Origin of the sequence: Chryseobacterium kimseyorum, from assembly GCF_025971945.1 — a bacterium.
Classification (GTDB): Bacteria; Bacteroidota; Bacteroidia; order Flavobacteriales; family Weeksellaceae; genus Chryseobacterium; species Chryseobacterium kimseyorum.
In genome coordinates, this window is record NZ_JAPDHW010000005.1 from 192,341 (window position 1) to 205,680 (window position 13,340).

General features: G+C 36.3%; 8 protein-coding genes. 5 read left to right on the forward strand and 3 right to left on the reverse strand.

All coding sequences use genetic code 11. From position 1 onward, the window contains the following. The first annotated feature begins 41 nt into the window (after positions 1-41). The 5 genes from OMO38_RS08955 (at position 42) to OMO38_RS08975 (ending at position 4,003) form a co-directional block, all read left to right on the forward strand. Positions 42-611: a hypothetical protein gene (locus OMO38_RS08955; RefSeq protein WP_264749856.1), complete on the forward strand. Its 570-nt coding sequence runs from the start codon at positions 42-44 to the stop codon at positions 609-611. A 184-nt stretch (positions 612-795) separates the two neighbouring features. Then, positions 796-2,247 (forward strand): tetratricopeptide repeat protein, encoded by a 1,452-nt coding sequence (locus tag OMO38_RS08960; protein WP_264749857.1) that lies wholly within the window; start codon positions 796-798, stop codon positions 2,245-2,247. Positions 2,248-2,481: 234 nt separating this feature from the next. Continuing rightward, positions 2,482-3,252: a hypothetical protein gene (locus tag OMO38_RS08965; RefSeq protein WP_264749858.1), complete on the forward strand. Its 771-nt coding sequence runs from the start codon at positions 2,482-2,484 to the stop codon at positions 3,250-3,252. A 187-nt stretch (positions 3,253-3,439) separates the two neighbouring features. Continuing rightward, on the forward strand, positions 3,440-3,661 hold the full coding sequence (locus tag OMO38_RS08970; RefSeq protein ID WP_264749859.1) for a hypothetical protein: 222 nt from the start codon (positions 3,440-3,442) through the stop codon (positions 3,659-3,661). A 63-nt stretch (positions 3,662-3,724) separates the two neighbouring features. Further along, the gene (locus OMO38_RS08975) at positions 3,725-4,003 is read left to right on the forward strand and encodes a hypothetical protein (RefSeq protein WP_264749860.1); all 279 of its coding nucleotides are present in this window, start codon (positions 3,725-3,727) and stop codon (positions 4,001-4,003) included. A gap of 301 nt (positions 4,004-4,304) precedes the next feature. On the opposite strand, the gene OMO38_RS08980 is transcribed toward OMO38_RS08975, so the two are convergent. From OMO38_RS08980 to rpoB, 3 genes are all read right to left on the reverse strand, one after another. Then, the gene (locus tag OMO38_RS08980; protein WP_073291426.1) at positions 4,305-4,613 is read right to left on the reverse strand and encodes a DUF3467 domain-containing protein; all 309 of its coding nucleotides are present in this window, start codon (positions 4,611-4,613) and stop codon (positions 4,305-4,307) included. A gap of 141 nt (positions 4,614-4,754) precedes the next feature. Next, positions 4,755-9,020, reverse strand: a complete 4,266-nt coding sequence (gene rpoC, locus OMO38_RS08985) for a DNA-directed RNA polymerase subunit beta' (protein ID WP_264749861.1) — start codon at positions 9,018-9,020, stop codon at positions 4,755-4,757. 126 nt (positions 9,021-9,146) lie between these two features. Beyond that, entirely contained in the window at positions 9,147-12,968 is a 3,822-nt protein-coding gene (gene rpoB / locus OMO38_RS08990; RefSeq protein ID WP_263003710.1) for a DNA-directed RNA polymerase subunit beta, read from the reverse strand. Between the last annotated feature and the right edge of the window lie 372 nt (positions 12,969-13,340).

A 13,340-nucleotide genomic window follows, 5' to 3' on the forward strand; every position in this document is an offset into this window, starting at 1 on the left:
AGGACATAAAAAATCCTGAGGGTTATCAAAAGAAAAATATTATGAACAAAATTGTAATTATATTGACTTTTTTTCTCTCTGCTTCTGCCATTTCGCAGGTAAGAATCGGGGCGACCAATTCTGTAACAGATGTTTCCAGCACTTCCGTTTTATTGGAATTTGGGACAGACGGCGATAAAGGAATTATTCTTCCTTACGTAGAAACTGTACCAACAGGAGCAAACAATGCAAAAGGCGGCACCATCATTTTTGATGTTTCTGCAAATACAGAATACAAAGTGAAAATTAAAAACGAAAATGCAGGCTGGACAGATCTTAGCCGTATTTCCGGCTATTCACAAGCTGTTGAAAGCGTAGTAAAAACACCTCAGGCCTTACCACTTGCAGACCAAACCAATGGAAAAGCGATTATAGGAGATTCCAACTCTACAACAGATGGCGTTTTGGTTCTTGACTCTCCTGATAAAGCAATGGTTTTACCAATCGTATCAAGTTACACAGCCATCATAAATCCTTCCCCGGGAATGATGGCGTTTTTGCAGGGACCAAACGCCGCCAGTCACCGATTGATTGTTTTCAACGGTACAAAATGGACATTCTGGAAACCTTAGAAAAATAAATAATTATTCTAAAGCGGATAGGTTGTAAATCTATCCGCTTTTTTGTTATACAAAATTTTTCCTGATTTAATATATTTGTGATGTGTTATTACATGACATCATTTTAAATAAACTAAACCTATCCAACTGAATGATTCTGAAAAAATATTTTCCCATAAAAATATTATTACTCTGCATGTTTCTGCTATGCATTTCGTGCAGTGATCCTCAGAAAGAGAGTGACAAAAAAATAGATTCGCTGATTCAAAAAGCACACAATGGTATGGTCACTTTAGAATATTTAAAGACGATAAAATACGCTAAAGAAGCAGAATCTTTTGCCTTAAAAACAAATAACAAAAAAAAACTGCCTTACATTTATTTAGAATTGGCTCATGGTTTTTCCTCTCTGGAGTTTCAAAAAGAGAGCATTACTTATCTCAACAAAATAATGACGTTTGATTTCGATAAAAAACCAAAAGAATTCAAAGCCAGAGTGAACCATATTTACTCCTGGAATTATATGGAACTTGGTCTAGGTAAACAGGCGTTGGAATATAACAGAAAAAATGTTCTTTTACTTAAAAACAGTAAAGATTCGGTAGAACTAAAACATTTGGCCCAAACCTATGAGGACATAGCATTTCACTATTATGCGGAAGAAATTACGGATTCTTCTTTCCACTATTTTAATAAACAGAAAAATATTCTCAGGAAATTTCCGGAAAAAGAAACGTTCTTAAGCAATGCCACCATTTACAGTATTAAAGGATATCTCTTTTTAGAACAGAAGAAACAGAAAGATTCTGCCAGGTTATATTTCCAAAAGGCTCTTGCACTAAGAAAAAAATACAATGACAATTATCTGGACCGTGAATATTTAGGTTTGGGTGAATGTAGTTTTTTGGAAGGTGACTATAATAAAGCATTAGAATATTATTTGAAAGCCGAAAAAAACATACAAGAAAAGAATGCTGAATTTAATAAAAACAATGACATTAACCAAGTATTGGCAAAGGTATATGAAGCACTGAACGATACAGAAAAGCAAACCTATTACTTAAAAAAAAATAAGCAGTTTAACGACAGCTTAAAAGTTGCCCACAAACAAAATACAGATGAAGCAGTAAGCTTAATGATGAACAAAAAAACGGAAGAAAACACTTCCGTTAAGAAGAATTATACAGCCTTATTAATTGTAATATTGATTGCCCTTTCAGTAACAGGAATTTTTATCTACAGATATCTTAAAAAAAGAAAAATAGATTCTGACAAAACAGAAGAACTCCTCGTAGAAAAAGAAATTCTGCTTTCTCAGAAAGAAGAAGAAACACAGGATCTCAGACAAAAAGTAAACGAATCTTTCGAAGAAGTAGTACAGTTGGCGAAAGACAACCACCCGGAATTCCTGACCCGTTTCAATGAAGTCTATCCTGAATTCAGTAAAAAATTATTGCTTATTAATCCTTCTTTAGTGGCGAGTGAACTGAAATTCTGCGCTATGATATTCCTAAATTTTGTGACCAAAGATATCGCCGAATATACTTTCACGTCACCGAAAACAGTTCAAAACCGAAAAAACAGTCTCCGTAAAAAACTGAATATTTCTTCTGATGAAGATCTCTATGTTTGGTTTAAAAATATTTAGTTCACTTTCGAATATTTTATTTCCTTAAACAAAGCGACACATTTTTTCGCAGCCTTTTATCAATCCGAGAGAAAATAACAATTTCTTGGAAGAAAAAGCGCGGAAGTACGTCATCACGTAACAACGGTGGCCTATCTTTTTTTAGTTTAGCAAAAATTAAAATACTTTTTACCTGGACGCGGTTTGTCTGGGTTGGGGAGTAGATTTGTGGAAAAAATAAAAAACTTAAATAACATGAAAAAGTACAAAGAAAAATCACTATTAATAATTGAACACGTAAATAATGAAATCGGTGTAGATGTATCAAAATATCAGAATAATGAAATTTTAGGAAAAATTTCCGACATTATTATGATTCAAAATTATTCAATAAAATCAATTTACAAACCTCTTACAGTTTGTTTCTTAATATATGTTACTGGATTTTTTATTTTCAGCTTTGGAAAAATAGGGATCTTTGTTTACTCAATTTTTGGGTTATTACTTTGCTTAATAAATGGTACAGTTTTCGGAGTTATTGGTTTGTTGTCGAATTTAAAAAACGATTTAAAACTCATCTTAAATTCTGCTGTGGAACTTACAAGAAACATCTGTTTAGATTTTAATCAACTGGGTACAAATCTTCAAACTTGTAAAAACCCCACAGGATTGATTTTAGAGGGAGTTGTTGCCGCAGTCATAATTCCAACTTTATCAAACAAATTTGAAAAAGTACCCTTCTCAGGAGTAGTACTAATGAGTGGAAGTGATAAAGTACTTTCGCTTGCGATAAATGAGTATAAGAAGCGCGAAGATAAAACTGGTATTCAAAAATTTGTTGGAAATAATTCTGAAAAAATGCTTTCTTTAGCAGAAAAAATGGACGCGTACATCCGTGATTACTCAAATAAAACTGATAAAATTATAAATCAAAGTTTTGGAACAATACTTCTTCCATTGAAGATTATGTTTGCTCTAGCAATTTTTTCAACATTTCTATTTTTATTAGGTTTTATAATATTTTAAAATTAATGTCGCTAATCTCTATACCGTTATAGCAAAAAAAATAATCCTGTAAACTTGGCAAAAGAATGTTTGTAGAAGTTTTTATTAACAATCCTAACCGAAGACCGAAACAGAAAGAATAATATTTTAAACCTCACAGGTTTTAAAAACCTGTGAGGTTTCTTTCTTTAAAACAAAAACAAAAAATATGTCCCACCTCACTTTCTACCCTTGGATTGGTAAAAACTACAGTCAGTCACGCTACGGAAAACTTTTAATCATCGGAGATTCTCATTATTTTAACAATGGGCTTCCGAATTATTTGGCAAGTTTTACAAAAGCTCAGATTACTGAATTGGATGATATTGCGGGAAGTTTTCATAAAACAATTCTGAAGATTTTCGGTTATGAAAAACATGCAGAATTTTAGGAAAATGTGGCTTTTGCCAATGCTGTTCGGAGTGCATTTACAAGTTCAAATCAAATTCCGACGGTGGCAGAAAAACATAAGGCTGAACTGGCTTTCAGAGAATATTTAAATCTATTAAAACCTGAAAAAGTGATTGTTTTTTCGAGTCGATTGTGGGAGCATTTTTTTAATAAAGTCGGTTGGGGAAATCATTTGGGAAAAATCAATAACCGATGGAATATTCGGGATTTAGATTATAATGGAGGAAGCTGTAAAGCAATTGGATTGCATCATCCCTCAACAAGAGGTTTCAATGTTCCTGAATTTCAAAATATTATTTCCAAATTTCTCAGTGATTATTAAAATGGAAAAATTGCAACAATAAAGGCGATGCTCCTACGGAGCTTCTTATGTCTGCTTTATAATTTTGTACAAAGGCTTGGCTTTTACAGAGCCATTGAGCAAAAAATGCCACGAATGCACGAATTTTATTTTTGCTTTGTGGTTTGATTCTAAAACTAAAAAAAGGGACTGGAAAGATGATAATAACTGTTTTAATTCGTTTTACTGCTGAATTAAAATCATTCGTTCATTCATCGTATACCAAAAAACAAAAAAATGCCCCAACTTTCGCTGGGGCATTCTTATATATTTTGAGAAAATCTTACGCTTGTACGTTGTTTCCACCTAATACGAAAGGCTCAACTTCTTTGATTTCTCCAAACTGCTGCTCGTAGTTTGTGATGTTTTGCTGAAGAGCTGTAAGAACTCTCTTAGCGTGAAGTGGAGCAAGAATTACTCTTGAACGCACGTTCGCCTGCTGTACACCTGGCATAAGCTGGATGAAATCTACTACAAACTCTGAAGGAGAGTGGTTTACTAAAGCAAGGTTACAATATACCCCTGAAGCTACCATTTCGTTCAATTGAATGTTGATGTTGTTTGGATCTTGGTTTTGATTTTGGTTGTCCATTATTTTGTTTAAGTTTTATGTTTAAAAAATTCAAGGCTCAAAAATATAAAAAACTTTCAACCTTAAATATTAAATTTTAATTTATTTTGAGATACGTGATCGGGATACGGTATTGGTACCCCGAAACACGATACTCATATATTAATTTAAGTCTTCGAATTCTTTCTTAGAACCTACAATTACATTTTGGTATTCTTTAAGTCCTGTACCTGCAGGAATTCTGTGTCCTACAATTACATTTTCTTTAAGACCGTTTAAGCTATCAACTTTACCAGCTACCGCTGCTTCATTTAGAACTTTAGTTGTTTCCTGGAATGATGCTGCAGACATGAAAGATTTCGTCTGTAGAGCTGCTCTTGTAATCCCTTGCAATACTGGTGTAGCCGTTGCAGGAAGTGCATCTCTCACTTCAACTAATTTCTGATCTTCACGCTTCAGTTTAGAGTTTTCGTCTCTCAGTTCTCTTGCAGTAATCATCTGACCTGGTTTGAATTCTTTAGAATCACCAGCTTCAGTAACTACTTTAAGACCAAATACTCTGTTATTTTCTTCCAAGAAATCCATCTTGTGCTCTAAAGCTGCCTCAAGGAACTGAGTATCACCTCCATCAACGATAGATACTTTCGTCATCATCTGTCTTACGATAATTTCGAAGTGCTTATCATCAATTTTCACACCTTGCAGACGGTAAACTTCCTGAATTTCATTTACTAAATATTCCTGTACCGCAGTTGGTCCTTTGATTTTCAGGATATCGTCCGGAGTAACTGAACCGTCAGAAAGTGGCGAACCAGCTCTTACGAAGTCATTCTCCTGTACCAGGATCTGGTTTGATAATTTAACTAAATAAATTTTTCTTTCACCAGTTTTAGCCTCAACGATCAATTCACGGTTACCTCTTTTGATTTTACCGTAAGAAACTACCCCATCGATTTCTGTAACAACCGCCGGGTTTGAAGGGTTTCTTGCTTCAAATAATTCGGTAACTCTCGGAAGACCTCCAGTAATATCCCCTGACTTAGCAGATTTTCTTGGAATCTTAATCAAGACTTTACCAGCCTTAATTTTTTCACCGTCGTTAACCATTAAGTGGGCTCCTACCGGTAAGTTGTAACCTTTCTGTTCAACACCTTTAGAATCTACTACCTTCAATGTAGGTACAGCTTTCTTATTTCTGGATTCAGAGATTACTTTCTCCTCAAATCCTGTCTGTTCGTCAATTTCCAACTGGAATGAAATACCCTGGATAATATCTTCATACTCAACCTTACCGGCGTTTTCTGCAATAATTACCGCGTTATACGGATCCCACTTAGCAATGATATCACCTTTTTTCACTTTATCACCAGATTTAACCAGCAATTGAGATCCATAAGGTACGTTAGCAATCATCAATGGAGTTCTGGATTCGTTATCAGCAACCAATCTAAATTCTGTTGTACGAGATACTACCACTTCCGCAGTATTACCGTTTTCGTCTTCAGAAGTAATTGTTCTTACCTCATCCAATTCTACGATACCGTCTCTTCTTGCAGCAATTGAAGGATTTTCTGATACGTTGGTAGATACACCCCCTTGGTGGAAAGTTCTCAACGTAAGCTGAGTTCCCGGTTCACCAATAGACTGTGCAGCAATTACACCTACTGCTTCACCCATATGGATTTTCTTACCGGTTGCCAGGTTTCTACCATAACATTTAGCACAGATTCCTTTTTTGGTTTCACAAGTAAGTGGTGAACGTACTTCTAAAGATTCAAGACCCATTTCTTCAACTCTCTTAGCCAAAGCCTCATCAATAATCTGATCAGCGATAGCAACCAATTCGTCGGTTTCAGGATCATAAATATTATGCAGAGAAACTCTACCTAAGATTCTTTCAGAAATTCTTTCAACGATCTCGTCATTTTTCTTAAGTGCAGTAACTTCTGTACCTCTTAAAGTTCCACAATCTGCTTCTGTTACGATAACATCCTGTGCAACGTCTACCAATCTTCTAGTCAAGTAACCTGCATCGGCAGTCTTAAGAGCGGTATCCGCAAGACCCTTACGAGCACCGTGAGTAGAGATAAAGTATTCTAAGATCGAAAGACCTTCCTTAAAGTTTGCAAGAATCGGGTTTTCAATAATTTCCGCACCGGTAGAACCAGCTTTTTGCGGTTTTGCCATCAAACCTCTCATCCCAGATAACTGACGGATCTGTTCCTTAGAACCCCTCGCACCAGAATCAAGCATCATGTATACAGAATTGAATCCACCTTGGTCAACTTTCATTCTGCTCATGATCATTTCAGTTAATCCGGCGTTGGTGTTTGTCCAAACGTCAATTACCTGATTATATCTTTCTGTATCTGTAATAAGACCCATGTTATAGTTGGCTCTAATTTCGTCAACAGTTTCAATAGATGTAGCAATCATTTTCTTTTTCTCAACAGGTACAACGATGTCACCTAGTGAGAACGAAAGACCTCCTTTAAATGCGTTTGCATATCCTAAGTCTTTCATTGCATCCAAGAACTTCACAGTTGTCGGGAAATCTGTATCAGCAAGTACTTTACCAATAACATTTCTCAATGATTTCTTAGTAAGAAGTTCATTAATATATCCTGACTGTTTAGGTACGATCTGGTTGAATAAGATTCTACCAACAGAAGTTTCAATCAGTTTAGTAGTGATTTCACCTTCTTCTTTTACCGGTAGTCTACATCTTACTTTAGCGTTCAATGAAACTCTACCTTCAGCATAAGCGATTTCCGCTTCTTCCGGAGAATAGAATGCAAGACCTTCTCCCAATACTTTTCTCTCATCTGTAGAGCTTAATTCTTTGGTCATGAAATATAGACCAAGAACCATGTCCTGAGATGGTACTGTAATTGGAGACCCGTTTGCAGGGTTCAAGATATTCTGAGAACCTAACATCAATAACTGAGCTTCCAAAATTGCCTCAGGGCCTAACGGTAAGTGTACCGCCATCTGGTCACCATCAAAATCGGCGTTGAATGCTGTTGTTACCAATGGGTGTAGCTGGATTGCCTTACCTTCGATCATCTTAGGTTGGAAAGCCTGAATACCCAGTCTGTGCAAAGTAGGTGCTCTGTTCAGTAAAACAGGGTGACCTTTCATTACACCTTCTAAGATATCATATACTACAGGTTCTTTTCTGTCGATAATTCTTTTGGCAGATTTTACTGTTTTTACAATTCCTCTTTCGATCAGTTTTCTGATGATAAACGGTTTGTAAAGCTCAGCAGCCATATCTTTAGGAATACCACATTCGTGAAGCTGTAAGTTTGGACCTACAACAATTACTGAACGCGCAGAGTAATCTACCCTTTTCCCTAGTAAGTTCTGACGGAAACGACCCTGCTTACCTTTCAATGAATCTGAAAGTGATTTCAATGGTCTGTTTGATTCAGATTTTACTGCAGAAGATTTTCTTGTATTATCAAATAATGAATCTACAGATTCCTGAAGCATACGCTTCTCGTTTCTCAAGATTACTTCCGGAGCTTTGATCTCCAATAATCTCTTCAAACGGTTGTTTCTGATAATTACTCTTCTGTAAAGATCATTTAAATCAGAAGTTGCGAAACGTCCTCCATCCAATGGAACCAATGGTCTCAATTCTGGTGGTATTACAGGAAGCACACGCATAATCATCCACTCCGGTCTATTGATCATTCTTGTATTGGCACCTCTCAATGCTTCTACAACGTTCAATCTTTTAAGAGCTTCAGTTCTTCTTTGTTTAGAACCTTCGTTGTGAGCTTTGTGTCTCAAATCGAAAGACAAAGCATCAAGATCAATTCTCTTCAACAATTCCTCAACAGCTTCAGCACCCATTTTGGCGATGAATTTGTTCGGATCTGCGTCATCAAGATATTGATTTTCTACAGGAAGAGTTTCCATGATGTCAAGGTATTCTTCTTCTGTAAGGAATTCTTTATCATCAAAATCAGAACCATCCAATTTCTTAGCGATACCCTGCTGAATAACAACATATCTCTCGTAATAGATGATCATATCTAATTTCTTAGAAGGAATACCCAAAAGGTAACCGATTTTGTTCGGTAAAGAACGGAAATACCAAATGTGCGCGATAGGAACAACCAGACCGATGTGTCCGATTCTTTCTCTACGTACTTTTTTCTCCGTAACCTCTACACCACAACGGTCACAAACGATCCCTTTGTAACGAATTCTCTTGTATTTACCACAAGCACATTCGTAATCTTTGATAGGACCGAAGATTTTTTCACAGAACAAACCGTCTCTTTCAGGTTTGTGCGTTCTGTAGTTAATGGTTTCCGGTTTTAGAACCTCCCCTCTTGAGTCCTGTAAAATGGACTCAGGAGAAGCTAAACCGATGGTTATTTTATTAAATCTACTTGATTTATTTTTATTTGACATTTTTTTTGAATTTGAGATTTGAGATTTGAGATTTGAGATTTGAGAGTCTCTACAATTTATTTTGAACTTTATTTAAACCCTGCGGACAGAATTTCAAATTTCAAATAAATTAATTTCAAATCGAATTTATTCCTCAAGTCTTACGTCTAATCCAAGACCCTGTAACTCGTGAAGTAATACGTTGAAAGATTCCGGAATACCTGGTTCAGGCATTGCTTCACCTTTCGCAATCGCTTCATAAGTTTTTGCTCTACCAATCACGTCATCCGACTTCACAGTCAAGATTTCTCTCAGGATATTTGATGCTCCAAATGCTTCAAGAGCCCAAACCTCCATCTCTCCGAATCTCTGTCCACCAAACTGAGCTTTACCACCTAACGGCTGCTGAGTAATCAATGAATAAGGTCCGATAGAACGTGCGTGCATCTTGTCATCTACCATGTGCCCAAGTTTCAACATATAGATAATACCTACTGTTGCAGCCTGCGTAAATCTTTCTCCGGTACCACCATCATAAAGGTGAGTGTGACCGAATTTAGGAACTCCTGCTTTCTCAGTGTACTCTGTAATCTGATCAAGAGTTGCCCCATCAAAGATTGGCGTAGCGAACGTCATACCCAATTTCTGACCAGCCCATCCAAGAACTGTTTCATAAATCTGTCCGATGTTCATACGTGAAGGTACCCCTAGTGGATTCAATACGATATCTACCGGTGTTCCGTCTTCCAAGAATGGCATATCTTCCTCACGAACGATTCTCGAAACGATACCTTTGTTACCGTGACGACCCGCCATTTTATCTCCAACGTTAAGTTTACGTTTTTTAGCGATATAAACTTTAGCCAACTTCATGATACCTGCAGGAAGCTCATCTCCGATAGAAATTGCGAATTTCTCACGGTTTTTAACTCCTTGAATATCGTTGAATTTGATTTTGTAGTTGTGAATCAACTGTTTGATCAATTCATTCTTATCGTTATCAACAGTCCAGTCTGCACCGCTTACGTTTACGTAATCTTCTACTGAAGTCAATAATTTGTGAGTGAATTTCATTCCTTTACCGATAATTTCCTCATCTAAGTCATTGGTAACTCCCTGAGAAGTTTTACCGCTAACCAGTGTGTTCAATTTTTCGATTAAAGTATTTCTCAACTCATCAAACTTAGCCTTGTAAGTGTTTTCAATCTCTTCAAGTTTAAGTTTTTCTTCAGTTCTTTTCTTCTTGTCTTTAATGTTTCTAGAGAACAATTTCTTGTTGATTACAACACCTCTTAATGAAGAATCTGCTTTCAATGAAGCATCTTTCACATCACCGGCTTTGTCACCAAAGATTGCTCTTAGAAGTTTCTCTTCAGGAGTCGGGTCAGATTCACCTTTTGGTGTAATCTTACCAATCATGATATCACCAGGCTTCACTTCAGCACCGATTCTGATCATTCCGTTCTCATCAAGATCTTTTGTAGCTTCTTCAGACACGTTAGGGATATCTGCTGTCAATTCTTCCATACCTAATTTGGTATCACGAACTTCAAGAGAATACTCATCTACGTGGATTGAAGTAAACCAGTCTTCACGTACAACTTTTTCGTTGATTACAATTGCATCCTCAAAGTTGTATCCTTTCCAAGGCATGAAGGCTACTACCAAGTTTCTACCAAGAGCCAATTCTCCGTTTTCGGTTGCGTAACCGTCGCAAAGAACCTGTCCTTTTTCTACCGTCTCACCTACTCTTACGTTTGGTCTTAGGGTAATAGTAGTACTCTGGTTAGTTTTTCTGAACTTAGTCAGTTTATATGTTTTAGTAGCAGATTCGAATGATACTAAATCTTCGTCATCGCTTCTTTCATATTTAATCGTAATCTGATCAGCATCTACATACTCTACAGTACCTCTTCCTTCAGCATTGATCAAAATTCTGGAATCTTTTGCAACCTGCTGTTCCAGACCTGTACCTACGATTGGAGCCTGTGGCTTCAACAAAGGAACTGCCTGACGCATCATGTTTGATCCCATCAATGCACGGTTCGCATCATCATGCTCCAAGAATGGAATTAATGAAGCTGAAATACCAGAGATCTGGTTTGGTGCAACGTCGATCAAATTAACCTGAGAAGGCTCAACTACAGGGTAATCACCATCTAATCTGGCAATAATTCTGTCTGTTAAGAATCCTCCGTTATCATCTAACTCAACGTTTGCCTGTGCAATTACTTTATCTTCTTCGTCTTCTGCATTCAGATAAATAGGGTCAGCATGTAGATCTACAGTACTTCCTTCTACTTTTCTATATGGAGTTTCGATGAAACCTAAAGTATTGATTTTAGCATAAATACCTAGAGATGAAATCAAACCAATGTTTGGTCCCTCAGGAGTTTCGATAGGACAGATACGGCCATAGTGAGTATGGTGAACGTCACGTACCTCGAAACCTGCTCTTTCTCTTGATAAACCACCAGGTCCCAGGGCAGAAAGTCTACGCTTGTGCGTGATTTCTGATAGTGGGTTGGTTTGGTCCATGAACTGAGAAAGCTGGTTGGTACCAAAGAATGAGTTAATAACTGATGTTAAAGTCTTCGCATTAACAAGATCAAGTGGAGTAAAGATTTCGTTATCTCTAACGTTCATTCTTTCTTTGATTGTTCTTGCAATTCTAGAAAGACCTACACCGAACTGTCCCGCTAGCTGCTCACCAACAGTTTTAATTCTTCTGTTTGATAAGTGGTCAATATCATCAACCTCAGCCTTAGAATTTACCAATTCAATTAAGTGTCTTACAATCGCAATGATATCTTCTTTTGTAAGAACCTCAGTAGTAGTTGGGATATTAAGACCTAACTTTTTGTTTAGTCTGTATCGTCCTACTTCACCAAGAGAATATCTTTGCTCAGAGAAGAATAATTTTTCAATAATTCCTCTTGCAGTTTCCTCATCTGGTGGATCTGCATTTCTTAACTGACGGTAAATATATTCTACCGCTTCTTTTTCAGAGTTGGTAGGGTCTTTTTGTAAAGTATTCTGGATGATAGAGAATTCGTTTGAATTTTCTTTGTGAATCAGGATAGATTTCACACCAGCATCCAAAATAAGATCTAAATGTTCTTTTTCAAGAATTGTTTCTCTGTCTAGGATAATTTCGTTTCTTTCGATAGAAACAACCTCTCCAGTGTCTTCGTCAACGAAATCTTCGAACCAAGTGTTCAATACTCTCGCAGCCAAAGTTCTACCTTCTACTTTTTTAAGGGCAGCTTTAGAAACTTTCACTTCTTCAGCAAGGTCAAAGATCTGAAGAATATCTTTATCAGATTCGAAACCGATTGCTCTTAACAATGTAGTTAAAGGTAATTTTTTCTTACGGTCGATATACGCGTACATTACGCTGTTGATATCTGTAGTAAATTCCATCCAAGATCCTTTAAAAGGAATAATTCTTGAATAGTACAATTTTGTTCCGTTAGCGTGGTAAGTCTGTCCGAAGAATACACCCGGAGATCTGTGTAACTGAGTTACGATTACACGCTCTGCTCCATTAATGATAAATGAACCAGAAGGAGTCATATAAGGAACCGGACCTAAATAAACATCCTGCACAACCGTCTGAAAATCTTCATGTTCAGGATCTGTACAGTACAATTTAAGTCTGGCTTTTAGAGGAACTGAATACGTTAAACCTCTTTCCACACACTCATCGATTGAGTAACGTGGTGAATCTACCAAATAATCTAAGAATTCCAAAACGAATTGGTTTCTAGAATCGGTAATTGGAAAGTTTTCCTGGAAGGTTTTGTGCAAACCTTCTTTCCTTCTGTCTTCCGGAAGTGTATCCAGCTGGAAAAAATCTTTAAATGACTCTAATTGGATGTCTAAGAAATCCGGAGTAATGATTTTTCCTTTCGCTGTAGAGAAATTAATTCTCTCATTTCCTTTAGTAACTGCTGTTGTTTTACTCATAAAACTTTTAAGAAAGGGTTAAAAAATATTTTGATTTATACAAAAAATATCAGAAAAAGACTTGAAGATAAAAGAGGCAAGATAAAAGACATTTGATGTTTGGCGCTATCAGAAGTGGTCTTTAATCTTAATTCTATATTTTAAGTTCTAATTCTAACTGCAACGCTGGTATATCTTTTCACAGCGTAATGCAAAATATTTTTAAATTTTATTTTAGACGAAAAAAACTACAATAACCAGTCAGCAAAAGATCTCTTTCAAAATTATGAAAGAGTTTATTTACAATGTTTTACTGATGTATGTGTATTAATTAGCGCCAAAAGAACTGCAAATATACAACAAATATTTCATTACCACAAAAAATAACCACCT

Bases quoted from the DNA above. Each gene is read 5' to 3' on its own strand.
- OMO38_RS08955 (WP_264749856.1), top strand. From the start codon at position 42: ATGAACAAAATTGTAATTATATTGACTTTTTTTCTCTCTGCTTCTGCC.
- OMO38_RS08960 (WP_264749857.1), top strand. From the start codon at position 796: ATGTTTCTGCTATGCATTTCGTGCAGTGATCCTCAGAAAGAGAGTGAC.
- OMO38_RS08970 (WP_264749859.1), top strand. From the start codon at position 3,440: ATGTCCCACCTCACTTTCTACCCTTGGATTGGTAAAAACTACAGTCAG.
- OMO38_RS08980 (WP_073291426.1), bottom strand. From the start codon at position 4,613: ATGGACAACCAAAATCAAAACCAAGATCCAAACAACATCAACATTCAA.
- rpoC (WP_264749861.1), bottom strand. From the start codon at position 9,020: ATGTCAAATAAAAATAAATCAAGTAGATTTAATAAAATAACCATCGGT.
- rpoB (WP_263003710.1), bottom strand. From the start codon at position 12,968: ATGAGTAAAACAACAGCAGTTACTAAAGGAAATGAGAGAATTAATTTC.
- OMO38_RS08965 (WP_264749858.1), top strand. From the start codon at position 2,482: ATGAAAAAGTACAAAGAAAAATCACTATTAATAATTGAACACGTAAAT.